This is a genomic window from Streptomyces sp. NBC_01426 (assembly GCF_036231985.1).
Lineage (GTDB): Bacteria > Actinomycetota > Actinomycetes > Streptomycetales > Streptomycetaceae > Streptomyces.
This window is the reverse complement of record NZ_CP109501.1, coordinates 491,373-517,232: the sequence shown is the minus strand read 5'-3', so window position 1 is coordinate 517,232 and position 25,860 is coordinate 491,373. Positions and strand designations below refer to the sequence as shown.

Sequence of the window (25,860 nt, the reverse complement as noted above, 5' to 3'; positions counted from 1 at the left end):
GGGTCGCCCGGCCGGGGTCAGCGCGCGGGCAGGTCCGCGGGTTCGCGGTCCAGCTCGCGCATGTTCCCCTGGAAGAAGATCAGCGGGTCCTCCTCGGCGCCGGGTGCGTCGAGTTCGACGACCTCGCCGAGCAGGATGGTGTGGTCGCCGCCGTCGTACTCGGCGATGAGTCGGCAGTCCAGGAAGGCCAGGGCCTCGCTGAGCACCGGCAGTCCGGCCTCCGAGCGGTGGTGGGGCACGTCCTCGAAGCGGGCGGACTGCCGCCCGGCGAACGCCCAGGCTATGGACTGCTGCTGTTGGGTCAGGAAGTTGACGACGAAGCCGCCGCTCTCCTGGACCACCGGCAGCAGCCGGGAGTTCTGGTGCAGGCATATGAGCACCAGCGGCGGATCCAGCGAGACCGAGGTGAAGGAGTTCACCGTGGTCCCGGCGGCGTCCTGGCCGCCGCCCGAGGTGATGACCGTGACACCGGTGGCGAAGTGCCCGCACACGTCGCGCAGCGCGCGTCCGTCGACGGGAGCCCGGTTCTCGGTGGTTGCTGACTGAACGGGAATCACGACATGCCTCTCTCTCGGCTTCGGCCTTCGGCTCTCAGGTACGGGGTGCGATGAAGTCCGCGGCCGGCGTGGCAACGGTCGGCGACAGGGCGTCGTCCGCGTCCGACGGCTGTGCGCCGGCGAGCGGTTCGGCGGCGGGTGCGGGACGGCGGCGCGACAGCAGGGGGCCCGCCATGGCCGTCGTGACCAGCGCCATGATCACCAGCATGGTGAACATGCGTCCGTCGAGGACGCCGAGGCTGACGGCGGCGTTCAGGATGATCAGTTCGGTCAGGCCCCTGGTGTTCATGAGCAGGCCCAGGTCCCTGGACTCCCGCCAGGAGAACCCGGCCAGCCTCGCCGGGAGGATGGCGCCCACGAGCTTGCCGGCGCAGGCCACCAGGATGATCAGGGCGAGCGCGACGTAGTCCGACGCGGTCAGCGCGCCGAGGTCCACCCCGAGACCGGTGACGATGAAGAACACCGGGAGCAGCACGACGCTGACGTGGTCCATGGGCTTGCGCAGGTGCTCCGCCAGGACCCGGGAGGGTTCGCGCGGCATCACGAAGCCGAACAGGAACGCCCCGAAGATCGCGTGGATGCCGATCCAGCTGCTCAGGAACGCCGAGCCGAGCGCGCCCGCGCACAGCACGGACAGCAGCGCCGGCCAGCGTTCGGCGGCGGCCCAGCGCCACACCAGGCGTGCCACGAGCGGCTTGACGACCAGGAACATCAGGGCGACGAAGCCGACGCTGAGGGCGCCGATCCGGGCCAGGCTCGAATAGTCGCCGTCCGAGGCCACCAGGGCCGAGACGTACGCGAGCAGGCACCAGGCCAGCAGGTCGTCGATGGCGGCGCTGGCCAGGGAGAGCGAGCCGACCTTGGTCTCCATCAGCCGGTTCTCGGTGAGGATGCGGGCCAGTACCGGGAAGGCGGTGACCGACATGGCCGTGCCGAGGAAGGTGGCGAAGGCGATGAAGGAGATCTCCTTGCCCGCCACGACCATGTGCTCGGGGTAGAGGAACGGCGCGAGCGCCACGCCCAGGCCGAAGGCCACGGCGATGGACGACAGCGAGACCCCGGCCGCGAGCTTGGCGTGCGGCTTGATGAGGCGCTTCTCGAACTCCCAGCCGACCACGAACATGAAGAGGATCAGGCCGACCTGGGAGACCGCCGACAGCAGCGGGCGCACCTCGGCCGGAAAGAGACGCTCGGTCAGGTGTCCGGGCAGCAGGCCCAGGATGCTCGGTCCGAGCAGGATGCCCGCGGCGATCTCACCGACCACGGCGGGCTGGCGCAGCCGCTGCGCGAGACGGCCGAGTGCCGCGCCGGCGAGCAGCACCACGCCGATGTCGAGCAGCATCATCGCCAGGGTGGACTCCTTGAGCCCGGCCGCCAAGGTCATCATCGGGACTCCTCGGGCACGGGCGGGTTCCCCTCGGTCCACAGGACGCGGAAGGACAGCGCGGCCAGCTTCCAGCCCTCGTCGGTGAGTTCGGCCTCGCCCCTCGCCAGGGTGCCGACGGTGAACAGCGGCCGGCCCGGGGTCCCGGGGTGGTGGACGTGCGTGGAGACGAGGTTGGCGCGCAGCACGGCCCGGCCCTCGTCGACGAGGTCCACGACCGCGGGCGACCCCAGGTGCTGGGTGGCGGCGAAGGCCGCCAGGGCGTCCCGGTGGTAGGCGGCGAGGCCTTCGAGGCCCTTGTGACCGCTCATGGGGAACTCGACCCGGGCGTCACGCGTGAACAGGCGCGCCGCCCAGGCGTCGTCCAGTTCGTCGTCGTCGAGACCGATGAGATAGCGGTCCAGCAGAGTACGTGTGTCGGCGGTTGCCTGTCCTGGATGCATGAGGCGAGCATGGCGCCCGCCCCTTGGCGAACCACGATGTTTTTCAGACCTCTGACAAAGTCGTGAGAAGTCCTTGAATGGCTTTCCGGAGCTTGACAGAGCGGATCCGAATTCTGACGCAACAGGCCTTTTCCCATGGCCCTTTCATTGAGCAGGATGCACTGGGAACACCGGCCGGGCAGTGATGGCCGTTCGTACATCATTTTCCTCGAATGGAAGAGAAGAGAATGCCGAAGATTGCAGCCGACGGTCAGCACCTGACTGTTCTCAACCTGTTCTCGACCGACGCCCCCGAGAAGCAGGTCAAGCTGCTCGCCGCCATGCGGGAGATCGTGGACTCCGCGGCCTACGACGGCTGGATCTCCAGCACCGTCCACGCCGGCGAGGACAAGCCGGGCACCGCCAACTTCATTCAGTGGCGCAGCACCGAGGACCTCGAAGTGCGTTACTCGGGGGAGGAGTTCAAGCACCGTACGCTGCCGCTCTTCGGTGAGATCACCACCTCGATCCGGCTGCTCCAGAACGAGATCGCCTTCGTCCAGGCGAAGCCGGAGCTCGACGGCGTCGAGATCTCCCCGCAGCGCGACGACTACACCGCGATCGAGCTCTTCGGCGTGGCCGAGGAGGAGCAGGAGGACCTCGTCGACGCGCTCGGCGCCTCGCAGGAGTACCTGCTCGACGTGCCCGGCTACCGCAGCCACACCGTGCTGCGCGGCCTGCGCGCCCGCGGCATCGAGGGCAAGTTCGTCGTCTCGTACTCGCAGTGGGACGGCAAGGAGGCGTACGACGCCTTCCGTGCGCAGGCCGAGGCCGACCGCACCCCCGAGCGCCGCAAGGTCGACGCCCGGGTGAGCGCCCTGCAGACCTGGCAGGACGAGAACACCTACCGCGTCGTGCACACCCGCGCCGCCGGCGAGTGATCCGCGTCCCGGTGGGGGTTCCGGCCGGCTGTGCGGCGGCCGGAGCCCCCACCGGGACCGCGTACGGACCCGGGCACGCGGGCCCCGAACCAGGCCGCCGCCGTCACAGCGACGCGGTGGCCCACTGACAGAAGTGCCGCTGCCGGGACCCCCGCCCGGCAGCGGCACTTCTGCGCTCCCCCGGGGTACGCCCCGCTCCCCCACCCGTCCCGTCCGCGGACAGCACCCACAGATTTCACCTCGCGGGCGAAGCGGGACGTCGTGTTCCCTCGTCAGTGCATCCACACGGCCACATGCGGCGAACCCGGCTCCCGCAACTCCCCGCGCCCTTCAAGGACGAGGAGTCCGAACATGAAGCAAGCGGGCGTGCGCCAGACGGCGCACGAGATCACCGTGGCCGCCCCGGCGGCCACGGTCCACCGGTTGATCGCCGACGTCGACAACTGGCCCAGCACCTTCCCCGCCACCGTCCACGTCTCCCACGAGGAGGCCCCGGAGGGCGAGCAGCGGCTGCGCGTCTGGGACACCGCGGGCGCCGGCGGGGCGCTGCGCACCTGGCGACTGCGCCGCATCGTCCAGGACGCCGACCTGCGGGTCAACTTCGAACTGTTGGCCACCGAGGCGCCCGTCGCCTCGATGGGCGGCGCCTGGCTCGTCGAGCCGCTCGACGAGAACTCCTCGCGGGTCCGGCTGTTCCACGAGTTCCGGGCCGAGGGCGAGGACCCGGCCGCGCTCGACCGCATCGGCGAGCGGGTGGCCCGGGAGGCCGAGGCCGAGTTGGCGGCGTTGAAGCGGAACGTGGAGTTCGCCCACGGCGCCGAGGACGTCACCTTCTCCTTCGAGGACACCGTCACCATCGACGGCTCCGCCAAGGACGCCTACGACTTCATCAACGAAGCCCACCTGTGGTCCGAACACCTGCCCCACGTCGCCACCGTCCGCCTCACCGAGGACACCCCCGGCGTCCAGACCCTGGAAATGGACACCCGCGCCAAGGACGGCTCCGTCCACACCACCAAGTCCCACCGCGTCACCTTCCCCCACCACAAGATCGCCTACAAACAGGTCACCCTCCCCGCCCTCATGACCCTCCACACCGGGTACTGGACCTTCCGCGACACCGACCACGGCGTCACCGCCGGCTCCCAACACACCGTCACCCTCAACACCGACAACATCACCCGCATCCTCGGACCCGACGCCACCGTCGCCGACGCCCGCGCCTACGTCCACACCGCCCTCTCCACCAACAGCCTCGCCACCCTCAACCACGCCAAGACCCACGCCGAGAGCCACACCGAAACCCGCGCGGAGACCCTTTCCGGGAACAAGCGCTGATGGCGGTGGCGAACGTACTGACCCTCGACGACGGGCAGCTGGACGTGTGGCTGCTGCCACCCCCCGAGTCGCCCCGTGACGTGCCGATGGGCGACCTGGACGACCGGGAGCTGCGGCGCGTGGAGGCGTACCGCCGCTCCGACGACCAGCGCATGTACGCGGCCGCCCACGTGGGTCTGCGCCGGGTCCTGGCCGTGTACACCGGCATCGCGCCCCGCAACCTCGCCATCGCCGGCGAGCGCTACGACGGGTCGGGCGGCCGCAACGGCCGGCCCCGGGTGCTCGGCGTGCCGGGCGCCCCCCAGTTCTCCCTCTCGCACAGCCACGGCCTGGCCCTGGTGGCGGTGGCGGAGACCCGGGTGGGGGCCGACGTCCAGCGCATTCCCTCGGCCGGGACCGCGGAGGCCTGTCTGCCGGCGCTGCACCCGGTGGAACGGGAGGAACTGGAACAGTTGTCCGAGGACCGCCGCACGGCGGCCTTCGGGCGGCTGTGGACCCGCAAGGAGGCCTACCTCAAGGGGATCGGCACCGGGCTGGCCCGCGGCACCCACCTCGACTACCTGGGCGAACAGCGGGCGCGGGACCGGCCCGAGGGCTGGGTGGTCGGTAACCTCCCGCTGTGCGACGGCCACGTGGCCGCGGTGGCGATCCTGGGCGGCGGGGACCACCGCATCGTGATGCGGGCGGTACCGGACACCCTGCTGTACGCGCAGGAGGCGGCGGAACGCCTCGCCGGCGTCGAGCCGGGGCTGCGCACGGTCCTGCGGGACCACCGCACCCGGCCCTCGCCGTCGGCCCGGGCGGCCTGAGCCGGGACACGACGGCAGGACGACACGAGGAAGGGACGACGACAGCACGGAGGGGCCGGGGAGAAAGTCTCCCCGGCCCCTCCGTGCTGGTCCGTCGCGAGCGGTGTCGCGTGTGCCCGGTGTCTCAGGCGGCGCGTGGCGCGGGCCGCGCCGGCGAGCGCCAGGTGCGCGGCCCGTCGAAGCCGGCGACCCGGTCCGGGCGCCGCCAGAGGGCCACGACCTGCTGACGGCGGGCCACGTCGTCGGGTTCGACGCCGGCGCCCGCGGCGCGGGCGAGCAGGATCGCGGTCAGGGCGGCCAGTTCCTCCGGGGAGGGGTTGCCCCTGACGATGCGCAGCAGTTGTTCGTCGGCCGGTCCGTTCACGGCGGCTTCTCCTCTGGTGGGCGCGGTCACTGGGGCGGGTTGCCGTGCTTGCGCCGCGGCAGGTCGGCGTGTTTGGCGGCGAGCATCGCCAGCGAGCGGGCCAGCACGGAACGGGTGTCGCGCGGGTCGATGACGTCGTCCACGAGGCCGCGTTCAGCGGCGTAGTAGGGGTGGACGAGCTCCTCCTTGTACTGCGCGATCTTCTCGCGGCGCATCGCCTCCGGGTCGTCGGCGGCCGCGATCTCCCGTCGGAAGACCACGTTCGCGGCGCCCTCGGCGCCCATCACCGCGATCTCGTTGGTGGGCCACGCCAGGGCGATGTCCGCGCCGATGGAACGGGAGTCCATGACGATGTACGCGCCGCCGTAGGCCTTGCGCAGCACCACGGAGACGCGCGGCACGGTGGCGTTGCAGTACGCGTACAGCAGCTTGGCGCCGCGCCGGATGATGCCCTCGTGTTCCTGGTCCACACCGGGCAGGAAGCCGGGGACGTCGACGAGGGTGACCAGCGGGATGTTGAAGGCGTCGCAGAACTGCACGAACCGCGCGCCCTTCTCGCTCGCCTTGATGTCGAGGACGCCGGCGGTCGAGGCGGGCTGATTGGCGACGACGCCGACGGTGTGGCCGTCGATCCGGGCGAGTCCGCACACGATGTTCTGCGCCCAGGCCGCGTGGACCTCCATGAACTCGCTGTCGTCGACGAGTTCCTCGATGACGCCGCGGATGTCGTACGAACGGTTCCCGTCGGCCGGCACCAGCTCCAGCAGCCGGTCGCCGAGGCGGTCGGCGGGGTCCCCGCTGAGCACCCGGGGCGGCAGCTCGCGGTTGTTGGGGGGCAGCAGGGAGATCAGGTAGCGGACCTCCGCCAGGCAGGTCTCCTCGTCGTCGTGGACGAAGTGGGCGACGCCCGAGGTGCCGGCGTGCACGTCGGCGCCGCCGAGGCCGTTCTGGGTGATCTCCTCGCCGGTCACCGCGCGGACCACGTCCGGGCCGGTGATGAACATCTGCGAGATGTCCCGGACCATGAAGATGAAGTCCGTGAGGGCCGGGGAGTACGCGGCGCCGCCGGCGCACGGGCCGAGCATGACCGAGATCTGCGGGATGACACCCGAGGCCTTGGTGTTCCGCTGGAAGATGCCGCCGTAGCCCGCGAGCGCGGAGACGCCCTCCTGGATACGGGCACCCGCGCCGTCGTTCAGGGAGACCAGCGGCGCACCGGCCGCGATGGCCATGTCCATGATCTTGTGGATCTTCGTGGCGTGAGCCTCGCCCAGCGCACCGCCGAAGATCCGGAAGTCGTGCGCGTACACGAAGACCGTACGACCCTCGACCGTGCCCCAACCCGTGATCACACCGTCGCCGTACGGCTTCCTCGCCTCCAGGCCGAAGCCCGTGGCCCGGTGTCTGCGCAGCGGCTCCACCTCGCTGAAACTGCCCTTGTCCAGCAGCAGGGCGATCCGCTCGTGCGCGGTCAACTTGCCCTTCGCGTACTGGCGTTCGGTGGCCTTGGGGTCCGGGCCGTTGCGTGCCTCCTCCTTGTGGGCCTCCAGTTCATCGAGCCGTGCGGTGAGGGCCTCGGGTATCGCGGGCGGCATGGTGGGTCTCCTGTCCGGTGTCGGCGTGCGGGGCGGTGCGGATGACGGCGGTACGGCCGGCGGTGGCAGGGCCGGCGGTGGCCGGCCCGTGTCTCAGACGGTGGCGGTCTCGGGCTGCTCGACGGGCGGCGCCCCGGCGATCGCCAGCAGCGGGGCCAGCAGCTCGGCGAGTTCGGTGAGGGTGCCGTCCAACAGCGTCTGGGCGGCCACCTCCGCGCCCAGGTCCCGGCGGATCCCCCGGGCCAGGTGCAGGGCGTTGAGCAGGTCCAGCCCCTGGGTGCGCAGGGGCTGGTGCGGGCTGGTCCGGTGGCCCGGCGGGACCTGGAGCAGCTGGTCCAGGTGCAGGCGCAGGCAGTGGGCGAGGGTGGCGGTGAGGACGTCCGGGCTCATGACGCGCAGTTCGGACAGGTCCGGGAGGTGCCCGATCGAGCCGTGCGCGGAGTCGTCGGTCATGTCGGTGCCTTTCGTCGGGTGCGCGCCGGGGTCCGCCGTGTGTCAGGGGCGGCCGGCGGACCGGGTGGGAGGAAGGGGAGTGGGTCCGCAGGACGGCGAACCGGTGTCCGTGGCGGTCCGGGATCCGCGCCGGGTCCGGCCCGCGGGCAGCGCCGCCAGGGCGGCGAGCAGCGACACGGATCCGCCGACCCACAGGCCCGAGCGCGCCCCGTAACGGCTGGTCAGCCAGCCGACGAGGAGGGCTCCCAGCGGGGTGAGGCCCTGCAGGATCAGCGTGTAGAGGGCCATCACCCGCCCCCGGTAGCGGGGGTCGCTGCCGAGCTGGATCCGGTGGTTGGCCGCCTGCGCGAAGTAGATCGTGGCGAAACCGGTCAGGGCGAGCAGGACGGCCGCCGAAACGTAGTCCGGGGCCCATCCGGCGGCCGTCTCGCTCACGCCGAACGCCAGGGCCGAGCCGGTGACGGTCCGGGCCGCCGGGCGCCCGCTGCGGGCGGTCGTGGCGAACGCGGCGAGCAGCGAGCCGGCCGCGAAGGCGGTGGTGAGCAGGCCGAACGCGGTCGCGTCGGCGTGGAAGACGGTCTTGGCGAGCAGCGGCAGGGTGAGCTGGAAGTTGAAGCCGAACAGGCCGACGACCGCCAGCAGGGCCAACGGGACCAGCAGGTCGGGCCGGGCGCGGACGTACCGCAGCCCGTCCGCCACTCCCGATCCGCGGCCCGAGGGTTCGCAGCGCAGCAGTTCCGCGGGCCGCATCAGCCGCAGGGCCGCCACGGTGGCGAGGTAGCTGACCGCGTTGAGGAGCATCACCGGCCCGGTGCCGACGGCCGAGATGAGCAGGCCGGCCAGGGCCGGGCCGACCACCCGCGCGGTGTTGAAGTAGGCGGCGCTCAGCGCCGAGGCGTTGGGCAGCAGGTCCGGGCCCACCAGCTCGGCGACGAACGCCATCCGGGCGGGCACCTCGAAGGAGTTGACGGTGCCGAGCCCGATCGCGAACAGGTACAGGTGCCACAGCCGCACGTCACCCGCCAGGACCAGCACGGCCAGGGCGAGGGCCAGGGCGCCCGAGGCCAGGTTGGCGAGGGTGAGCAGCAGTCTCTTGTCGTGGCGGTCGGCGAGCCGGCCACCGTACAGGGTGAGCAGCAGCATCGGGGTGAACTGCAGCGCGGTCAGGGTGCCCAGGGCGGTGGCGGAGTCCCCGGTCAGGTCCAGGACCAGCCAGTCCTGGGACACGACCATCATCCAGGTCCCCGCCACGGACACCACCTGCCCGGCCGCGAACAGCCGGAAGTTGCGTACGGCGAGGGAACGGAAGGGCTTGGAGCGTGTCTTGTCCATGGGGGGTGGTACGCCTCGCCTCTCGTGGTCTGCCTGTGCCGTGCCGTGCGCCGTGTCCCGTGTCGTGTGTGGTCGTGGTGGTCGCGCGCCGTCCCGTGTGCCGTGTCTCAGGCCCGGGCCAGGCACTCCTCCAGGAAGGCCAGGGCGCGCAGGTGGTAGGAGCGGGCGACCCAGCCGAGGCTGAGGTTGTGTCCCGCGTCGGGCTGCCGGTCGATGGTGACGAACGGGGCCGCGGTGAACAGTTCGGCGATCTCGTTGAGGTCCTCCTCGTCGTTACGCCACCACAGTTCGTGCTCGGCGAAGGTGAGGCGGACCGGTACGGGCACCCGGGCGGCGGCAGCGGTGAAGCTCTCGGGCCAACGTGCCGCCTCCGCGCGCTCGCGCAGCGGCATGGGGGCGACGAGCGCGGCGGCGTCCCGGAAGGTGTTCGGCGGGTAGAAGCGCAGGGCGCCCCAGTTCCGCTTCCAGTGGCCGTGCCGGTGCGGGTCGCGGAGGTCCCCGGGATCGACCGCGTAGTCGCGGCCGCAGCCGGAGACGTCCAGCCCCAGCAGGGCCGGCCCGGCGGTTCCGGGACCGGCCTGTTCGGCGGCGTACGTGAGGGCGAGCTTGCCGCCGAAGGAGTGCGCGACGAGGAACACCCCGGCGCCGGACGGATACCGGTCGGCCAGGTGGGCGATCGCGGTCCCCAGCGCGGCGGACTGTTCGGACAGGTTCTGGCCGCGCGGCAGGTGCGCGGCGGACAGGCCGTAGCCGGGCCGGTCCACGGCGACGACGGTGTAGCCGAGCCGGGCGCCGAGGGTGAGGAGGGAGACGTCCGGGTGGGCCTGACCGTCGAAGTAGCCGGCGCTCATGCCGCCTCCGTGCACCGCGACGATGGTCGCGCGGGGCGGGCCGACGGGCTGGGCGATCAGCGCGGACAGGGTGAAGGCGCCTGCCTCCAGGGTGATCGGCCGGACGCCCGGCGACATGCCGGGCGCGGTCTCGTCCGCCCCGACGGGCAGGAGCAGGGGGGCGCTCACTGGGCCCCCCGGGCGTGGGCGGGCCGGTGGGTTCTTCGACTCATGGTCTCTTCCTGGGACGGTGGGCGGGGCGGCCCCGGGGGCCGGGCACGGCCGAGGTGCCCGGCCGCTGCGGCCCCCGGGGCCTTGGCACGGTCAGGCGGGGGCGCCGAACCACTGCCGGAGGGCCGGGGCCAGTTCGGCGGGGTCGGTGCCCGCCCAGGCGACGTAGCCGTCGGGGCGGACCAGGAGGGCCGTGGCACCGGCGAAGACGGCCGGGTCCCGGGGGACGCCGGTGGTCGTGCTGACCCGGTCCTTCCAACCGGCCGCGGCCTCGCGCACGTCGGGGTCGTCGGCCAGGTCGAGGAGGACGCCGCGGGCGGGGTGCAGCAGGTCGGCGGTGCGCACGGGACCGTCGGCCGTGATCAGGTCGCGCGGCGGGAGCCGGCGGCCGAGCAGCGGGTGGCGGTCCCCGGGCGCGGCGGGGTCCTCGCCGGCGGCCGGGGCCGCATCGACGTCGTAGCGGACGTCGAGGTGGCTGACCATCCCGGCGAGGTGGCGCTTGACCGGGTCCCATGCGATCAGTTCGGTGAACAGGGCCCGCAGCGGCTCCGATTCGACGCCGCCGAGGAACACGGTGCCCTGGGCGAGGGTGTTGGTCAGCAGCCGCGCACCGACGGCGTGGCGTTCGTCGTGGTAGGTGTCGAGCAGCGATGCGGGGGCCCAGCCGGCGAGGGTCGCGGCCAGTTTCCAGCCGAGGTTCACTGCGTCCTGGACGCCGGTGCTCAGGCCCTGTCCGCCGGCGGGCAGGTGGATGTGGGCCGCGTCGCCGACCAGCAGCACGCGCCCGCGCCGGTACTCGCTCGCCTGCCGGGTGGCGTCGGTGAAGGAGCTGACCCAGTCGGCGCCGCCGCCGGAGATGTCCTCGCCGGTCAGCCGCTGCCAGGCTGCCGCGACCTCCGCGAAGTCGGGGGTCTGGCTGCGGTCGGCGGGCGGGGCGCCGTGCTCGCACACGATGATGCGGTCCACGCCCTCGGCGAGCGGCGCGGCCATCACCATGCCGGCGGGGACGCGCTCGCCGAGGAAGCGGGGCGGGATCGAGCAGCCGACCACGTCGGCGAGGTACATGCCCCGGGTGGCGTCGGTGCCGGGAAAGGCGAACCCGGCGACCTTGCGGACCAGGCTGTGTCCGCCGTCGGCGCCGACCAGCCAGCGGGCGCGCAGCCGCTGTTCGCCGTCGGGGCCGGCGACGGTGGCGGTGACCCCGTCCGGGTCCTGCTCCAGGTCGAGGAACTCCCACCCGCGCCGGATGTCGGTCCCCAGCTCGCGGGCCCAGTCCTCCAGGACGGTCTCGGTCCGCGACTGCGGGATGCCGCGGGCCCCGAAGTGGGCGTCCTCCAGGGCGGTGAAGTCGAACTGCACCCCGCCGAAGTGGCCCAACGGGCTGGTCTCCAGCCCGCCGAAGCGGGGTACGAGGCCCCGCTGGTCGAAGGACTCCAGGGCGCGGGCGGTGAAGCCCAGGCCGCGGGACTGGCCGGTGGGCCGCTCCAGGCGTTCGGTGACGATGACGTCCGCGCCGCCCAGGCGCAGCTCGCCGGCGAGCATCAGGCCCGCCGGGCCGGCGCCGACGATGATGACGTCCGCGTCGATGGTGTCGACGTCCTTGGCCATGAGTGTGCCTTCCTGGTTGCCGGCGCCGGCCGCCGCCTCAGCGGGCGGCGGCGGTCGCGGCGTGTCGGTGGGTGGGGTGCGCGCCGTCCGTGCCGGCGGGCGCGGTGGCCGGTGCGCCGAACCAGCGGCGCAGCGCGGTGTGCGGGCCCCGCGGGTCGGTGCCGGGGTCGCCGGCCCAGACGACGTGCCCGTCGGGCCGTACGAGGAGGGCCTCGCCGGGGGTCAGCGGGCTGCCGGTCGCCGGGCGGGCGGTGACGTGGTCGACCCGGTCCGCCCAGGGGCCGACGGTGGCCGGGTCCGCGCCCGTGCCGAGGTCGAGCAGCAGGCCGCGGCCGGTGCGCAGCAGTGCGGCGGTGGTGTCGCCGGCCGGTCCGTCCAGCGCGGAGGGGGGCAGTCGGCGGCCGAGGAGGGGGTGGTCCGTGCCCGGGCGCCCGGTGTCGGCGTCGTCCGTGACGGGGTAGCGGATGCCGAGGCCGCTGACGGCGCCGGCCAGTTCGGTGCGTACCCCGTCGAGCGCGACGAGTTCGGTGAGCAGGGTGCGGGCCGGTTCGACCTCGCGTCCGCCGAGCAGCAGCAGGGTCTGGGCCCGGATGTTGGCCAGGACCGCGGCGCCGACGGCGTGGCGTTCGGTGTGGTAGCTGTCCAGGAGCCCGTCGGGGGCGTCGCCGCGCACTTCGGCTGCGAGCTTCCAGCCGAGGTTGAAGGCGTCCTGCACGCCGAGGTTGAGGGCTTGTCCGCCGCTGGGCATCTGCTGGTGCGCGGCGTCGCCGGCGAACAGGATCCGGCCGTGCCGGTACCGGGCGAGCTGCCGGTTGGCGTCGCCGAAGGCGTTGACCCACAGGGGGCTGCCGTGGGCGATGTCCTCGCCGGTCACCCGCTGCCAGGCGTCGACGACCTCGTCGAACGCGGGGGCGCCGGAGCGCGGGACGGCCGGTTTGCCGAACTCGTGCACCATCACGCGGGTGACGCCGTCGCGGGTGGCGGAGATGGCCAGGCCGTCGGGCAGCCGCAGGAAGCGCCGGTCGGGCGTCTCGACTCCGCCGACGTCGGCCCGCAGCAGTTCGCGTTCGGCGTCGCGGCCGGGGAAGTCGGCGCCGATGAGCCGCCGTACGGTGCTGTCCTCGCCGTCGCAGCCGACCAGGTACCGGGCGGTGATGCGGACCGGGCCGTCCGGGCCGATGCCGTCGGCCGTCACCCCGTCCGGTCCGACGGTCAGAGCGACCAGTTGGTGGCGGCGGAGCAGGCCCGCGCCCAGCTCGACGGCCCGGTCCTGGAGGAGTTCCTCCGTACGCCGCTGGGGCACCTTCCACTGGCCGGGGTGGGAACCGGGCAGGGTGAGGTCCAGCCCGATGCCGCCGAAGTGCCCGCGCGGCTCGCACGGCGGGGTGCCCAACTCGGCCAACAGACCCCGGCTGTCGAAGATCTCCATGGTGCGGGCGTGCAGGGTGGTCGCCCGGGATTCGGTGGTCGGGCCGGGGCGCTGGTCGAGGACGAGCACCTCGGCCCCGCCGAGCCCGAGCTCGCAGGCGAGCATCAGTCCGGCGGGGCCGGCTCCGACCACCAGGACGTCGGTGTCCAGGGGTCCCCGCGCGATGTCCGGGTGGTCCGATGCCATGTCAGTTCTTTTTCTCGGCGTGGGTCTTGGCGTGGTTGAGGGTGGCGAGGCTGTTGGTGGAGAGGGCGGTGTGGACGTAGGCGCGGGCGTCGGCGACGGTGGCGTCGGGTCCGAGGATGCGGGTGATGTTGTCGGTGTTGAGGGTGACGGTGTGTTGGGAGCCGGCGGTGACGCCGTGGTCGGTGTCGCGGAAGGTCCAGTACCCGGTGTGGAGGGTCATGAGGGCGGGGAGGGTGACCTGTTTGTAGGCGATCTTGTGGTGGGGGAAGGTGACGCGGTGGGACTTGGTGGTGTGGACGGAGCCGTCCTTGGCGCGGGTGTCCATCTCCAGGGTCTGGACGCCGGGGGTGTCCTCGGTGAGGCGGACGGTGGCGACGTGGGGCAGGCGTTCGGACCACAGGTGGGCTTCGTTGATGAAGTCGTAGGCGTCCTTGGCGGAGCCGTCGATGGTGACGGTGTCCTCGAAGGAGAAGGTGACGTCCTCGGCGCCGTGGGCGAACTCCACGTTCCGCTTCAACGCCGCCAACTCGGAACGGCTGTTCTTGTCGACGGCCTCGTCGATCCAGAGCAGGTCGTGCGCGTCGTCGTCGATCGCCCGGTAGTCGTGGAGCAGCCGGACCCGCGAGGAGTTCTCGTCGAGCGGCTCGATGATCCACGCGCCGCCCATCGAGGCGACCGGCTTGGTGGTGACCTCCTGGCGGAAGGTGATCCGCAGGCCCTGCGGGTCGAGTTCGCGGCGCGAGGTCCAGTTCTTCGGTTGGCCGTTGGCGGTGGCCCAGATCCGGATCCGCTCGTGCGTGCCGTTGAAGTCCACCCGGTCCACGTGGATGGTGGGCGGGAAGATGCGCGGCCAGTTGACGACGTCGGCCAGCAGCCGGTACACGTCCGATGCCGGCGCGGCGATGGTGATCTCGTGCTCAACCTCGCGGGTTGTCATGACGGCTTCCTCTTCGAGAACTCGGGCGCGTCCGCACCCTGGTGGCAAGGGGTGCGGATCAGAAGTTGCCGAGCCCGCCGCAGACGTTGATCGCCTGCGCCGTGACGGACGCGGCCGTGTCGGAGGCGAGGTAGGCGACCATGCCGGCGACCTCCTCGGGGGTGGAGTACCGGCCGAGCGGGATCTTCGACTGGAACTTGTCGAGGATGGCGTCCTCGGAGGTGTCGTACGCGGCGGCGTATCCGGCGCGGACGCGCTGGGCCATGGGCGTCTCGACGTAGCCGGGGCAGACGGCGTTGACCGTGATCCCGGTGGGGGCGAGCTCGTTGCCGAGGGCCTTGGTGAAGCCGACCACGCCGTGCTTGGAGGCCGAGTACGGGGCGCCCAGGACGACGCCCTGCTTGCCGGCGGTGGAGGCGATGTTGATGATGCGGCCGCGGTTCTTGTGGCGCATCCCGCCGGTGTTGAGGACTTCCTTGGTCAGCCGGAAGACGCTGGTGAGGTTGGTGTCGATGACATCGGCCCACAGCTCCTCGTCTATGTCCGCGGTGACGCCGCCACCGGACCGGCCGGCGTTGTTGACCAGGACGTCGACGCTGCCGAAGCGGTCGACCGCGGCCTGGACGAACGCGGCGGCGGAGGCGGAGTCGCGTACGTCGAGGACCGTTCCGTCGGCTTCGAGGCCCTCCGCCTGAAGTTCCTTGACCGTGGCGGCGACATTGTCCGCGTTGCGCGCGCCGATGAAGACCGCGTGCCCCTGGGCACCCAGTGCGCGGGCCGCGGCCAGGCCGATGCCGCTGGTGGCGCCCGTGATCAGGGCGATCCGCTTCTCCTGCGTCGACATGATTCGTCTACTCCGTAAGTGTCCGGGGGTGATTCGGCGGGGCCGGGCGGAATCGCGTCCGCCCGGCCCGGGGAACGAACTGGTGCGGCGGGCGACTCAGGCGGCGCTGGGCACCGCGGTGAGGTGGCCGTTGACGGCCGCGATCAGCGCGCGCGGGGTGTCCGCGTCGGTGAGCAGGTCCTCGTCGAGGACGATCTTGTACTCGCGCTCGATGCGGCTGCCGGTCTCCAGCAGGGCGAGGGACTCGTAACCGAGCGCCTCGAACTGGACGTCGAGGATGTCACCGTCGAGGTCGACGCCCTCGTCGGCGCCGGCGCCTTCGAGGAGGATCCGCCGCAGGTCGTCAAGGGTGAAGGTCTGAGTGGACACGTGGGGCCCTTCATGGCTCGTGGATCGGTGGTGTGGGGATGGCGTGGGGGGGTCCGTGGGATGTGAGGCGGTGGAGGGAAGGCGTCCTCCGCCGCCGGTCGGGGGGGTGGCGGCGGAGGACGCCGGGTTCATGGCCGGCCGTCGTACGGGAGCCGGCGGGCGGCCTCGCCTAGTCCGCGGCGCGGACGACGACGGCCGAGTTGAAGCCGCCGTAACCGCGGGCCACGACCAGGGCGGTGCGGACCTGCGCGGTGCGCGGCCGGTCCACGACCAGGTCGAGCGCGTACTCCTCGGCCGGGTGCACGTTGACGGTCGGGGGGATGAGCCCCTCCTCGATCGCCAGCAGGGCGGTCGCGACGTCCAGGGGCGCCGCGCCCGAGTACAGCCGGCCCGTCATCGTCTTGGGCGCGGTGACCGGGACGCCCCGCTCGCCGAACACGGCGCCGATGGCCTCGGCCTCGACGCGGTCCAGTTCCGGGACGCCGGCGGCGTCCGCGAAGACCACGTCCACGTCCTCGGGCCGGACACCCGCGTCGTCGAGGGCGAACTCGATGGCCTTGCGCAGCGCGGGCTCCCGGTCGCTGCCGGGCGCCGCGTCGAAGGTGGCCCCGTAGCCGGCGATCTCGCCGTAGATCTTCGCGCCGCGCGCACGGGCCGACTCCGCCGACTCCATGATCAGGATGGCACCGCCCTCGCCGGGCACGTAGCCCGAGGCGTCCGCGTCGAACGGCAGGAACGCGCGGGTCGGCTCGTCGCTGGTGCTCAGCCGCTTGGCGGCGAGCTGCGCGACCCAACCCCACGGGCAGATCGAGGCGTCGACCCCGCCCGACACGATCATCGGGGTGCCCTTGCGGATCAGCCGGCGGCCCTGCGCCAACGCGTCGAGGCCACCGGCCTCGTCGCTGACGATCACTCCGCTGGGGCCCTTGAGCCCGCTGCGGATGGAGATCTGGCCGCTGTTGACGGCGTAGAACCAGGCGAAGGACTGGTACGCGCTGACGTACTGCGCGCCCTGGCTCCACAGCTTCTGGAGCTCGTTCTGCCCGAACTCGAAGCCGCCCGACGAACTGGCCGTGACCACGCCCATGTCGTACTCGGGCAGGCTCTGCGGGTCGACGCCCGCGTCGGCCAGCGCCCACTCGGCGGCGACGAGCGCGAGGCGCGTCATCCGGTCGGTCTGCGGGAGCAGCCGGCTCGGCAGCAGCTCCTCTTCGGAGAAGCCGGGGATCTCGCCCGCGAGGGTGGACGGGTAGCCGGCGGGGTCGAACCGGGTGACCCGGCCAATGCCGTTCTTGCCCGTCCGGGTCGCCGCCCAGTAGTCCTCCGTGCCCAGGCCGTTGGGCGCCGTGATGCCCAGACCCGTCACCACAACCGAGGTGGTCATGCCACGCTCCTCTCGGGACGCGCCAGCACCATGGCGCTCTGGAAACCGCCGAAGCCGCTTCCGACGGTCAGGACCGCGTCGGTCAGCTGCTCCCGGGCGACCAGCGGGACGTAGTCGAGGTCGCACTCCGGGTCCGGGGTGTGGAGGTTCGCCGTCGGCGGGACGACGTTGTTCTCCATCGCCAGCGCGGACGCGGCGATCTCGATGGAGCCGATGGCACCGAGCGAGTGCCCGACCATCGACTTGATCGAGCTGACCGGGGTCCGGTAGGCGTGGTCGCCCAGGCTCCGCTTGAACGCGGCGGTCTCGTGGCGGTCGTTCTGCTTGGTGCCCGAGCCGTGCGCGTTGATGTAGTCGATCTCGGTCGGGTTCATCTTGGCCTCGCACAGCGCGACCCGGATGGCCTCCGCCATCTCCTTGCCGTCCGGCCGCAGACCGGTCATGTGATAGGCGTTGGAGCGGGTGGCGTAGCCGGCTATCTCGGCGTAGATGTGCGCGCCGCGCTTCTTGGCGTGCTCCAGCTCCTCCAGGACGAACACCGCCGCGCCCTCGCCCAGGACGAAGCCGTTGCGGGTTCCGTCGAAGGGGCGGGAGGCGTGACCGGGGTCGTCGTGGCGGGGGGTGGTCGCCTTGATCGCGTCGAAGCAGGCCATGGTGATCGGCGAGATCGGCGCGTCCGAGGAACCGGCGATCATCACGTCGACCGAGCCCTCGCGGAGCAGGTCCACGGCGTGACCGACCGAGTCGATGCCGGAGGTGCAGCCGGTGGAGACCACGGTGCTGGGTCCCTGCGCGCCGACCGCCCAGGCGACCTCGGCGGTGAAGGAGCTCGGCACCAGGTAGTTGTAGAGGTGCGGGACCGCGTACTCGTGGTCGACGAGGTGGAGTCGGCCGCCGTCGCTGACGACGTTGTACTCCTCGTCGAGGCCCATCGTGGCGCCGACGGCGCTGCCGATGGTGACGCCCACGCGGTACGGGTCGTACGTCTCCAGGTCGATGCCGCTGTCGGCGACGGCGCCGCGGGCGGCGACCACCGCGAACTGCGCGGCCCGGTCCATGCGCCGGATCTCCTGCGGGGTCAGGCCGTGTTCCTGCGGATCGAAGTCGATCTCGGCGGCGACCCGCGAGCGGAAGGGGCTGGGGTCGAAGAAGGTGATGCCGCGGGTCGCGGTGCGGCCCTCGCTCAGCAGGTTCCAGAAGTTCTTGGTCCCGACACCACCGGGCGCGAGCACCTCGATGCCGGTGATGACCACACGTCGTCCGGTCACGCGGACGCCTCCCAGTCGTAGAAGCGCTTCGCCATCGCGTCGGCGGGGGAACGCCAGGTGGCGGGGTCGTAGGCCCCGATGAACGGCTTGAGGTCCTCGCTGATGCCCACGAAGCGCGGATCACCCTTGGCGGCCTCGATCAGCTCGCCACCGTTGTCGGTGTCGAAGTCCTGCAGATGGAAGTAGAGCCCCCGGTATTCGAAAAGCTGCCGGCGACGCGTACCCATGCGGTGGGGCATCTCGGTGGCGTCGAACTCACCGAAGAGTTTGGCGACGTCAATGCTGGAACCGGGATCCATCCGCGCCACGATCAGAGTGCTGTGCATTCGTTCCCTCTCCTCACGACCCATGAATTGGAATTAAGTATGCGAGGCCCGAATGACGTTTTCAACGACGATTACGTCAGGGAATTGTCAGGACTCGCAAGAATTCCGCAGACGAATTCAGCGGAATGCCATGTATCAGTCCTTGATCTCGCAGATGCCGGCGCCGGAGGTGAGGGACGCGCCGACTTCGGCCTTGAGGCCGACGATGGTGCCGGAGCGGTGTGCGTTGAGGGGTTGTTCCATCTTCATGGCCTCGAGGACGACGATCAGGTCGCCTTCGTTGACCTGCTGGCCTTCCTCGACGGCGATCTTGACGATGGTTCCCTGCATCGGGGAGGCGAGGGTGTCGCCGGAGGCGGCCGGGCCGGACTTCTTGGCGGCGCGGCGCTTGGGCTTGGCGCCGCCGGCGGCGGCGGTGCGGGCCAGGGTCATGCCCAGCGAGGACGGGAGGGAGACCTCCAGTCGCTTGCCGCCGACCTCGACGACGACGGTCTCGCGGCCGGGTTCGTCCTCGGCGTCCTCCGCGGCCGGGGCCACGAACGCCTTGATGTCGTTGACGAACTCGGTTTCGATCCAGCGGGTGTGGACCGTGAAGGGTCCTTCCGTGGGGGCGAAGGCGGGGTCGGTGACGACGGCGCGGTGGAAGGGCAGGGCGGTGGCCATGCCCTCGATCTCGAACTCGGCGAGGGCGCGGGCCGCGCGCTGGAGGGCCTGTTCGCGGGTGGCGCCGGTGACGATCAGCTTCGCCAGGAGGGAGTCCCAGGCCGGGCCGATGACCGAGCCGGATTCGACGCCCGCGTCGAGGCGGACGCCGGGGCCCGACGGCGGGGCGAAGCGGGTGACGGTGCCGGGGGCGGGCAGGAAGCCGCGGCCGGGGTCCTCGCCGTTGATGCGGAACTCGAAGGAGTGTCCGCGCAGGACCGGGTCGCCGTAACCGAGTTCCTCGCCGTCGGCGATGCGGAACATCTCCCGCACCAGGTCGAGGCCGGTGACCTCCTCGGTGACGGGGTGTTCGACCTGGAGGCGGGTGTTGACCTCCAGGAAGGAGATCAGGCCGTCGGCGGAGACCAGGAACTCCACGGTGCCCGCGCCGACGTAGCCGGCTTCCTTCAGGATCGCCTTGGAGGCGGCGTACAGCTCGGCGTTCTGGGCGTCCGTCAGGAACGGCGCCGGGGCCTCCTCGACCAGCTTCTGATGCCGGCGCTGGAGCGAGCAGTCACGCGTGGACACCACGACGACGTTGCCGTGGGTGTCGGCCAGGCACTGCGTCTCCACGTGACGCGGCTTGTCGAGGTAACGCTCGACGAAGCACTCGCCACGGCCGAACGCGGCGACGGCCTCACGCACGGCGGAGTCGTACAGCTCGGGGACCTCTTCGAGGGTCCGGGCGACCTTCAGACCGCGACCGCCGCCACCGAAGGCGGCCTTGATCGCGATGGGCAGGCCGTGTTCCTTCGCGAACGCCACGACCTCCTCCGACCCGGAGACCGGGTCGGGGGTGCCGGCGACCAGCGGCGCGCCGGCGCGTTGGGCGATGTGACGGGCGGCGACCTTGTCACCCAGATCACGGATGGCCTGCGGCGGCGGGCCGATCCAGGTCAGGCCGGCGTCGAGGACGGCCTGGGCGAACTCGGCGTTCTCCGACAGGAAGCCGTACCCGGGATGGATCGCGTCCGCGCCGGAGTCCGCCGCCGCCCGCAGGACCTTCGCGATGTCCAAATAGCTGGCGGCCGGGGTGTCACCGCCCAACGCGAACGCCTCATCCGCCGCACGCACATGCAGAGCGTCCCGATCCGGATCCGCGTAAACAGCCACACTCCCGATCCCCGCATCCCGGCAAGCCCGAGCAACGCGGACAGCGATTTCACCACGGTTGGCGATGAGCACCTTGCGCACGATGAACGTCTCCTGACTCATTCGGAGTCACCAGACTGTGCGGTGTTCGGCCATTTGTTCAATGAGCCCGTTTACAGGACTGCGTCAGAATCGCCAAGACGCATACATCCGTGAGGCGCCTGTGTCGGAATTTGGGAAAGAAACGGCCAGGTGTGCGTCAAACCGGTAGGACGAGGAAGCGAACACGTGCATCGTGTGCGGGTGCGGCAGCACGAGGCCGCCGCACCCGCGGGGCGATATCCGGTCAGGCCGCCCGGACCAGTTCCCGGTACCACTCCCCCGCCGCGGGAAACTCCTCCTCGAATCCCGGACCGGGCACCCTGCGGAGATCGGTCCACAAGGGTGCGCAGTCGAACCAGTGGCTGGTGGCCAGCATGTCGATCGCCTTCGTCGCGTACGCGTCCCCCGCCATGAGGGCGCGTGCTTCGTCGACCGTCGGGCCTCCCCTCGTGGGGGGCAGCCCGGCGCAGCGGGCCACCGCGGCCAGCAGCGCCGCCGCGGTGACGGGGCGGGGGTGGGCGGCGTGGTAGACGGACGCGGTCAGGCTCGTGGCCGGTGCGCGTGCGACCCCCACCAGCAGGGTGGCCAGTTCGGTCGCGGAGACCATCGACATGCGCGCGTTCCAGTCCGGCACGCCGCCGGGCAACGCGCCCAGGAGCCGGGCCAGGCCCGGCACGACCCACCGGTCTCCCCGGCCGTACACGAGGTGGGGGCGCAGTACGATCCCGCCGGCGTCCAGCACCGTGTCCTCCGCCGCCGCCCGGGTTCGGGAGGTGGGCGAGGACGGGCGGCGGGTGAGCCGCTCCGGACGGGCACGGTGGTAGGTGCCCCGCCCGTAGACGGACGCGGTGCCGAGGTACACGATGCGGGACACTCCCGCACGCCGGGCCTCGGCGACCAGGGCGGCGGTGCCCCGGGCGTTGACGGCCTCGTTGTCCTCGGCCGTCCCGCCGATGCGGGAGGCGCAGTGCAGCAGTACGTCGATTCCCTCGCACACTCCCCGCAGCGAGCGCGGGTCGGCGAGGTCGGCCCGTACGACACGTACGGGGCCGGAGGAGGAGCGGGCGGATGCCGAGGGCGGGCGGTGGTGGGTCATCACCGTCAGTGCCGCGCCGTGCCGGGCGGCTTCACGTGTGACATGGCTTCCGACGAAGCCGGCCGAACCAGTGATCATGATCGTGAGCACGCGGACTCCCGTCAGGATGGGATCAACCGTTGCGGGGACTGAGCACCAGGTCGGCGGCGAAGACGGTCTGGTCGTCCTGGAAACCGCAGACCTGTACGAGGATGTGGCCGGCGGCGTCGACGAGACCGGGATGGGCCACTATGCGGCAGGGCCTGTCGAGTTCGGTGTAGCGGGCGAAGGTGCTGTCGAGGCTGATGACGAGGGCGTCGGGCAGGCCGGTGGAGGCGTGCGCGGCCTGCCGGGCCGCCTCCAGGAGCACCATGCCCGGGACGTGGTCGACCGGGTGGTCGAAGAAGATCGGGTGCGTGCTGTCGACGCGCAACTCCCACTGGTGGTCCCGCTCGGCCGTCGGGTCCTCGGTGAGGACCACGTGCGTGGGGGCGGTGCGGCCGACCAGGGCCGGGTCGATCGGGCGGCCGGGGACCCGGTCCGTGCTGGTGGGGCGGTCGCCTCGCAGTCTTCGGTGCACGGCCGGGCTGGTGCAGCTGAACGCCGCGCCCGCGGTGGCCAGCGGCACGCCGTCGACCAGGGCGGTGACGTCGTACCGCATCCCGGAGAGGACCCTGCCCCGGCGGACCACGTCGTGGCACACGGTGCGCAGTTCCACCTCGGCGGGGGCGGGGCCGGCCACGAGGAGATCCTTGGTGGTGGCGAACGACATGTCCCACATCAGGAACTGATGACCGAAGGGGACGTCGAACTCGGCGTGCGAGAGCAGGGCGCCGATCTGGCGTACGGACTCGATCAGCAGCATCGGGTCCTGGTAGCCCCCGGTCTGGGAGAACAGCGAGTGCCCCCGCGGCCATTGGGACCGGACGACGAAGGCGTCGGGCCCGTCGGGAACGCTCTCGATGCCGGGTCGCGGGCCCGAGCGGTGGGCGGGCGAGGCATCGGCGGCCGGCTCCCAGCCGGTGAGCAGGACCTCGGAGACGGCGGCGCGGTGGACGTACTCACGCGGAACGGTCGTGGTGAGACCGGCGTGCCCGGTGGTGGTGCGAGGTTGCGGGACTGCGGTGCGAGGCTGCGGAACTAAGGCGCTGTTCCGAACGGGCTCGCGGGTCGTGGACGCAAGAGACGGCATGCGTAGCACTCCTGATCTGATGCTGGGCAGGGGTCGGCGAGCCAAACACCAGCAGCCACCCCCCGTGGCTGACGCTCTGTTGCGGCCTCAAGATACAGACAGGTCGGTTCGGTAGGTCAAGTAAAGGCTTGGTCTGCAAACCGCCCAGAACCCGTGCAGTGCACATCTTCTTCACCCGCTCACCCCCAGACTCTCGCAGAGCATTCCGGACGGAGGTGGATACGTCCTGACGTGCGCGTTTCGGCCACCCCACGACCAGCCACCCGGCTGGAAACACGAGCGGCCCGACCGCGTTAAACATACAAAGCTGCTCGATTTCCCCGGGGTTACGGGACGGTGCACCAGAGGACCGAATCACCCTCGAAGACCCCCGAGGACCTGCTGATATCAGTCAAAGGCCTCCCAGCAAGCGGCATATGACGAGCCGTCAGGGATGACATCGGCGCGTGTGAGGCACGTTGACAATCAGACAAGTCTGTTTGGTATCTTCGACAAACGCGAGCATTCAGCAGGCCGTGATGCGACGCCGTGCCTCAGGAGGAACAGATGAACCGGCAGGCCTTAGAGCTACTCGAACCCCGCACAGAGCGGCATCACCCCTTGACCCACCAGCCGCACCGCACCGCACCCGTTCCGCAGGCCGCCCCGGCCACCGCCGAGCGCGCCCCACTGCGCCTCCTGGTCGTCGAGAACGAGCCGCGCGCCGCCGACGCCCTCGTCCAGGGCCTGCTCAGGCAGGGGTACCTGGCCGAGAGCGTGGCCACGGGCGGGGAAGCCCTGCAGTCGCACCCGAAGGTCGACCTGGTCCTGCTCGACCTCGACCTGCCGGACCTGGACGGCCTGGAGGTCTGCCGGGGCATCCGGGCCGTCAGCGACACGCCGATCATCGCCGTCACCGCCCGCGGCAGCGAGCTGGACCGGGTGTTGGGCCTCCAGGCCGGCTCCGACGACTACATGGTCAAGCCGTACGGATTCCGCGAACTCCTGGCCCGCATCGAGGCGGTGATGCGGCGGGCCCGGCCCCGTCAGAGCGCCGCCCGGGCCATCGACCACGGCCCCCTGCACATCGACGCGACGACCCGCGAGACCACCCTGCACGGGCGCCCGGTGGACCTCACGCTCAAGGAGTTCGACCTGCTGCACGCGCTGGCCTCACAGCCCGGCGCCGTGCTCTCGCGGCGCCAGCTGATGACCCAGGTGTGGGAAGACGCCTGGTCGCACCGGGGTCGCACCATCGACACGCACGTCAGCAGCCTCCGCGGCAAGCTCGGTTCGAGCAACTGGATCATCACGGTCCGCGGAGTCGGCTTCCGCCTCGGGCACCCCTGACGCGTCCGGACGGCCCCGGCCGGGGCTCCCTGGAGGCGCCTCGCCCGGGAGAGCCGTTCCGGTTCGCCGGCGCCCGATGCTCCCGCCTCGCCCATCTGGCAATAGGATGCAGACAAGTCGGTTTCGATATCCAGGCGAGTGCGAGGGTCCGGGATGGGACAGCAGGAACGCGGAACGCGGTCGCGGCGCTCGATTCTCGAGGCTGCGGCGCGGGTCTTCGACGTACGCGGATTCGACGCCGCGAGCACCAACGAGATCCTGTCGAGCACCGGGCTGACCAGAGGGGCGCTCTATCACCACTTCCCCTCGAAGGAGGCCATCGCCGTCGCCCTGATGGCCGCGCACAGCGAGGCTCTGGTGGTGCCGGAGCAACCGGTGAAGTTGCAGGCCATCATCGATCTGACGCTGGAGTTCGCCTGCCGGCTACAGCGTGACCCGGTGCTGCGCGCCAGCGTGCGACTGGCGGTGGAGCAGACCTCCTTCCCCCGCCCTCCGATCACCCCCTACGAGCAGTCGAGCGCGGCCATCCTCGGCCTGCTCGAACAGGCCCGGGACCAGGGCGAGACGCTGCCGGGGCTGAACCTGCCGGAGGCGACGGACATCATCGTCGGGACGTTCACCGGCATGCAGGTGATGTCGCAGGTGTACACCGACCGACGCGATCTGATCGAACGCGTCAGCACGCTGTGGCGGTTCCTGCTGCCCGGCATCGCCGGCGCGGGCATGATCGGCATGCTGCGCGTCACTCCGCCGCCGACCGCCGGATCCGATCCGGCGAGCCCGCGGATCCCCGCTCAGTCCTGACCCGTGCCGTCCGCGCCATCGGTGCCGTCCGCCCGGGCGGTACCGATGGCGCGGACGGAAGCGGAACCGGAAGCGTCCGTCTCAGCGGTGCCGACCGCCTCCGCCCCGGCCGCCTCCCCGAACAGGGGGAGCACCATGGCCCAGATCCGCCGCGCCGTCCGCGGGTCCCACCACCGGACATCGGTGTAACCCAGCGACTCCAGCCCGGCGGTCACCACGACGGCGAGGTCCGCGAGGTCTTCCGGACGACTGTCGGACGGGCCGCGCGCACCGGTCTCCCCGCCGGGACGGGCCCCCTCGACCACCTTCGCGTGCACCCGGTCCAGCAGCTCGTCGCGCAACCACGGCGGCTCCTCGGAGCCTTCGGCGCTCAACCGCATGCCCGCGCGCACCAACCGGTCCTCGCCCATCGCCGTGCCGAGGGCCGCACTGAACCGGGCCGGGGCGCCGGCGGCGGAACCCTCGAAACTGTCCTCCGCCAGGGCGGCCGTCCGCGCGTGCGCCTGTGCGTACACCTCGGCCACCAACTCCGCGGTGGAGGAGAAGTGGTGGTACAGCGCGCCCCGGCTCACCCCGGCGATGCGACAGATGTTCACCAGGCCGGCGTCGGCGAGCCGGCCGTTCGCGATGAGCTCCGTCGCCGCCCGGACGAGGGCCTGGCGGGTCAGCTCTGACCGCTTCTGCATCGCGCTGTGCCTGCCTCTTCCTCGACATGACCATTCATGGGGGTCGGAGCGCACGGACCGGCGTCACCACCCAAGCGGAACAATACAACCCTGCCTGTTTCGACTGACACCCCCTAGGCGAATCATCCGGCCCACTCCACCAAGAATGCGTCAGTTTTAGAGCACAGAAGCCGACTTGACGGATTTCCCCGCCGCGACTTGCATCCTGTGAGGCCTTGACAATCAGACAGGTCTGTTTGTTATGTTCGGGCCGTCGTCAGCGGCCCCGAAT

General features: G+C 71.5%; 25 protein-coding genes. 5 read left to right on the top strand and 20 right to left on the bottom strand.

From position 1 onward, the window contains the following. Window positions 1-17 precede the first annotated feature (17 nt). From OG906_RS36655 to OG906_RS36645, 3 genes are read right to left on the bottom strand one after another with little or no spacing between them, the layout of a single operon-like run. A complete protein-coding gene (locus OG906_RS36655; RefSeq protein WP_329448641.1) occupies window positions 18-557 on the bottom strand; it encodes a flavin reductase family protein in 540 nt (179 codons plus the stop codon). Window positions 558-591: 34 nt separating this feature from the next. Further along, entirely contained in the window at window positions 592-1,944 is a 1,353-nt protein-coding gene (locus tag OG906_RS36650; RefSeq protein ID WP_329448640.1) for a cation:proton antiporter, read from the bottom strand. Further along, window positions 1,941-2,384 carry a nuclear transport factor 2 family protein gene (locus OG906_RS36645; protein WP_329448639.1) on the bottom strand — a complete coding sequence of 148 codons (444 nt, stop codon included), beginning with the start codon at window positions 2,382-2,384 and terminating at the stop codon, window positions 1,941-1,943. Before OG906_RS36645 ends, OG906_RS36650 begins: the two co-directional genes overlap by 4 nt. Window positions 2,385-2,611: 227 nt before the next feature. Here OG906_RS36645 and OG906_RS36640 point away from each other — a divergent pair, with 227 nt between their 5' ends. The 3 genes from OG906_RS36640 to OG906_RS36630 all read left to right on the top strand — a co-directional run bounded on the left by OG906_RS36640 (window position 2,612) and on the right by OG906_RS36630 (window position 5,451). After that, a complete protein-coding gene (locus OG906_RS36640) occupies window positions 2,612-3,304 on the top strand; it encodes an antibiotic biosynthesis monooxygenase family protein (RefSeq protein ID WP_267825784.1) in 693 nt (230 codons plus the stop codon). Window positions 3,305-3,655: 351 nt separating this feature from the next. Next, window positions 3,656-4,642: an aromatase/cyclase gene (locus OG906_RS36635; protein ID WP_329448638.1), complete on the top strand. Its 987-nt coding sequence runs from the start codon at window positions 3,656-3,658 to the stop codon at window positions 4,640-4,642. After that, window positions 4,642-5,451: a 4'-phosphopantetheinyl transferase family protein gene (locus OG906_RS36630; RefSeq protein ID WP_267803139.1), complete on the top strand. Its 810-nt coding sequence runs from the start codon at window positions 4,642-4,644 to the stop codon at window positions 5,449-5,451. The genes OG906_RS36635 and OG906_RS36630 overlap by 1 nt, the downstream gene beginning before the upstream one ends. A gap of 124 nt (window positions 5,452-5,575) precedes the next feature. Here OG906_RS36630 and OG906_RS36625 read toward each other — a convergent pair whose 3' ends face one another. From OG906_RS36625 to OG906_RS36550, 16 genes are all read right to left on the bottom strand, one after another. Next, window positions 5,576-5,815 (bottom strand): acyl-CoA carboxylase epsilon subunit, encoded by a 240-nt coding sequence (locus OG906_RS36625; RefSeq protein WP_267803141.1) that lies wholly within the window; start codon window positions 5,813-5,815, stop codon window positions 5,576-5,578. Between the two features lie 26 nt (window positions 5,816-5,841). Then, window positions 5,842-7,410 (bottom strand): acyl-CoA carboxylase subunit beta, encoded by a 1,569-nt coding sequence (locus tag OG906_RS36620; RefSeq protein WP_267803142.1) that lies wholly within the window; start codon window positions 7,408-7,410, stop codon window positions 5,842-5,844. A gap of 93 nt (window positions 7,411-7,503) precedes the next feature. After that, on the bottom strand, window positions 7,504-7,863 hold the full coding sequence (locus OG906_RS36615) for a phosphopantetheine-binding protein (RefSeq protein ID WP_329448637.1): 360 nt from the start codon (window positions 7,861-7,863) through the stop codon (window positions 7,504-7,506). 42 nt (window positions 7,864-7,905) lie between these two features. Beyond that, window positions 7,906-9,195, bottom strand: coding sequence for an MFS transporter (locus OG906_RS36610; RefSeq protein ID WP_329448635.1), 1,290 nt, complete (start codon window positions 9,193-9,195; stop codon window positions 7,906-7,908). A gap of 107 nt (window positions 9,196-9,302) precedes the next feature. After that, window positions 9,303-10,163: an alpha/beta hydrolase gene (locus tag OG906_RS36605; protein ID WP_267803156.1), complete on the bottom strand. Its 861-nt coding sequence runs from the start codon at window positions 10,161-10,163 to the stop codon at window positions 9,303-9,305. Window positions 10,164-10,349: 186 nt separating this feature from the next. Next, complete coding sequence (locus OG906_RS36600) at window positions 10,350-11,864, bottom strand: FAD-dependent monooxygenase (protein WP_329448633.1); 1,515 nt, start codon at window positions 11,862-11,864, stop codon at window positions 10,350-10,352. Window positions 11,865-11,901: 37 nt separating this feature from the next. Then, window positions 11,902-13,479, bottom strand: a complete 1,578-nt coding sequence (locus OG906_RS36595; RefSeq protein ID WP_329448631.1) for an FAD-dependent monooxygenase — start codon at window positions 13,477-13,479, stop codon at window positions 11,902-11,904. Between the two features lies 1 nt (window position 13,480). Further along, entirely contained in the window at window positions 13,481-14,416 is a 936-nt protein-coding gene (locus tag OG906_RS36590) for an aromatase/cyclase (protein WP_329448630.1), read from the bottom strand. A 58-nt stretch (window positions 14,417-14,474) separates the two neighbouring features. Further along, on the bottom strand, window positions 14,475-15,260 hold the full coding sequence (gene fabG, locus OG906_RS36585; RefSeq protein ID WP_267803151.1) for a 3-oxoacyl-ACP reductase FabG: 786 nt from the start codon (window positions 15,258-15,260) through the stop codon (window positions 14,475-14,477). Window positions 15,261-15,356: 96 nt separating this feature from the next. Beyond that, window positions 15,357-15,629: an acyl carrier protein gene (locus tag OG906_RS36580; RefSeq protein ID WP_053677111.1), complete on the bottom strand. Its 273-nt coding sequence runs from the start codon at window positions 15,627-15,629 to the stop codon at window positions 15,357-15,359. 169 nt (window positions 15,630-15,798) lie between these two features. Further along, window positions 15,799-17,013: a ketosynthase chain-length factor gene (locus OG906_RS36575; protein WP_267825777.1), complete on the bottom strand. Its 1,215-nt coding sequence runs from the start codon at window positions 17,011-17,013 to the stop codon at window positions 15,799-15,801. After that, on the bottom strand, window positions 17,010-18,281 hold the full coding sequence (locus OG906_RS36570) for a beta-ketoacyl-[acyl-carrier-protein] synthase family protein (protein WP_267803155.1): 1,272 nt from the start codon (window positions 18,279-18,281) through the stop codon (window positions 17,010-17,012). Before OG906_RS36570 ends, OG906_RS36575 begins: the two co-directional genes overlap by 4 nt. Next, window positions 18,278-18,607 (bottom strand): TcmI family type II polyketide cyclase, encoded by a 330-nt coding sequence (locus tag OG906_RS36565; protein ID WP_053677108.1) that lies wholly within the window; start codon window positions 18,605-18,607, stop codon window positions 18,278-18,280. The genes OG906_RS36570 and OG906_RS36565 overlap by 4 nt, the downstream gene beginning before the upstream one ends. 135 nt (window positions 18,608-18,742) lie before the next feature. After that, complete coding sequence (locus tag OG906_RS36560) at window positions 18,743-20,503, bottom strand: acetyl/propionyl/methylcrotonyl-CoA carboxylase subunit alpha (protein ID WP_329448942.1); 1,761 nt, start codon at window positions 20,501-20,503, stop codon at window positions 18,743-18,745. Between the two features lie 244 nt (window positions 20,504-20,747). Beyond that, a complete protein-coding gene (locus OG906_RS36555; RefSeq protein ID WP_329448625.1) occupies window positions 20,748-21,689 on the bottom strand; it encodes an NAD-dependent epimerase/dehydratase family protein in 942 nt (313 codons plus the stop codon). Window positions 21,690-21,711: 22 nt separating this feature from the next. Continuing rightward, complete coding sequence (locus OG906_RS36550) at window positions 21,712-22,770, bottom strand: ScbA/BarX family gamma-butyrolactone biosynthesis protein (protein ID WP_329448624.1); 1,059 nt, start codon at window positions 22,768-22,770, stop codon at window positions 21,712-21,714. A 546-nt stretch (window positions 22,771-23,316) separates the two neighbouring features. Here OG906_RS36550 and OG906_RS36545 point away from each other — a divergent pair. Further along, window positions 23,317-24,099: a response regulator transcription factor gene (locus tag OG906_RS36545; protein WP_329448622.1), complete on the top strand. Its 783-nt coding sequence runs from the start codon at window positions 23,317-23,319 to the stop codon at window positions 24,097-24,099. Between the two features lie 153 nt (window positions 24,100-24,252). Then, entirely contained in the window at window positions 24,253-24,903 is a 651-nt protein-coding gene (locus OG906_RS36540) for a ScbR family autoregulator-binding transcription factor (protein ID WP_267803110.1), read from the top strand. On the opposite strand, the gene OG906_RS36535 is transcribed toward OG906_RS36540, so the two are convergent. Further along, window positions 24,894-25,589, bottom strand: a complete 696-nt coding sequence (locus OG906_RS36535) for a TetR/AcrR family transcriptional regulator (RefSeq protein ID WP_329448619.1) — start codon at window positions 25,587-25,589, stop codon at window positions 24,894-24,896. The two genes, OG906_RS36540 and OG906_RS36535, sit on opposite strands and share 10 nt — an antisense overlap. Window positions 25,590-25,860: the final 271 nt, after the last annotated feature.

What these genes read in the sequence shown, in the direction of transcription:
- OG906_RS36635 (WP_329448638.1), top strand. Translation starts at nt 3,656, where the DNA reads ATGAAGCAAGCGGGCGTGCGCCAGACGGCGCACGAGATCACCGTGGCC.
- OG906_RS36610 (WP_329448635.1), bottom strand. Translation starts at nt 9,195, where the DNA reads ATGGACAAGACACGCTCCAAGCCCTTCCGTTCCCTCGCCGTACGCAAC.
- OG906_RS36620 (WP_267803142.1), bottom strand. Translation starts at nt 7,410, where the DNA reads ATGCCGCCCGCGATACCCGAGGCCCTCACCGCACGGCTCGATGAACTG.
- OG906_RS36615 (WP_329448637.1), bottom strand. Translation starts at nt 7,863, where the DNA reads ATGACCGACGACTCCGCGCACGGCTCGATCGGGCACCTCCCGGACCTG.
- OG906_RS36545 (WP_329448622.1), top strand. Translation starts at nt 23,317, where the DNA reads ATGAACCGGCAGGCCTTAGAGCTACTCGAACCCCGCACAGAGCGGCAT.
- OG906_RS36600 (WP_329448633.1), bottom strand. Translation starts at nt 11,864, where the DNA reads ATGGCCAAGGACGTCGACACCATCGACGCGGACGTCATCATCGTCGGC.
- OG906_RS36630 (WP_267803139.1), top strand. Translation starts at nt 4,642, where the DNA reads ATGGCGGTGGCGAACGTACTGACCCTCGACGACGGGCAGCTGGACGTG.
- OG906_RS36540 (WP_267803110.1), top strand. Translation starts at nt 24,253, where the DNA reads ATGGGACAGCAGGAACGCGGAACGCGGTCGCGGCGCTCGATTCTCGAG.
- fabG (WP_267803151.1), bottom strand. Translation starts at nt 15,260, where the DNA reads ATGTCGACGCAGGAGAAGCGGATCGCCCTGATCACGGGCGCCACCAGC.
- OG906_RS36535 (WP_329448619.1), bottom strand. Translation starts at nt 25,589, where the DNA reads ATGCAGAAGCGGTCAGAGCTGACCCGCCAGGCCCTCGTCCGGGCGGCG.
- OG906_RS36550 (WP_329448624.1), bottom strand. Translation starts at nt 22,770, where the DNA reads ATGCCGTCTCTTGCGTCCACGACCCGCGAGCCCGTTCGGAACAGCGCC.
- OG906_RS36595 (WP_329448631.1), bottom strand. Translation starts at nt 13,479, where the DNA reads ATGGCATCGGACCACCCGGACATCGCGCGGGGACCCCTGGACACCGAC.
- OG906_RS36565 (WP_053677108.1), bottom strand. Translation starts at nt 18,607, where the DNA reads ATGCACAGCACTCTGATCGTGGCGCGGATGGATCCCGGTTCCAGCATT.
- OG906_RS36640 (WP_267825784.1), top strand. Translation starts at nt 2,612, where the DNA reads ATGCCGAAGATTGCAGCCGACGGTCAGCACCTGACTGTTCTCAACCTG.
- OG906_RS36650 (WP_329448640.1), bottom strand. Translation starts at nt 1,944, where the DNA reads ATGATGACCTTGGCGGCCGGGCTCAAGGAGTCCACCCTGGCGATGATG.
- OG906_RS36645 (WP_329448639.1), bottom strand. Translation starts at nt 2,384, where the DNA reads ATGCATCCAGGACAGGCAACCGCCGACACACGTACTCTGCTGGACCGC.
- OG906_RS36575 (WP_267825777.1), bottom strand. Translation starts at nt 17,013, where the DNA reads ATGACCACCTCGGTTGTGGTGACGGGTCTGGGCATCACGGCGCCCAAC.
- OG906_RS36605 (WP_267803156.1), bottom strand. Translation starts at nt 10,163, where the DNA reads ATGTCGCCGGGCGTCCGGCCGATCACCCTGGAGGCAGGCGCCTTCACC.
- OG906_RS36590 (WP_329448630.1), bottom strand. Translation starts at nt 14,416, where the DNA reads ATGACAACCCGCGAGGTTGAGCACGAGATCACCATCGCCGCGCCGGCA.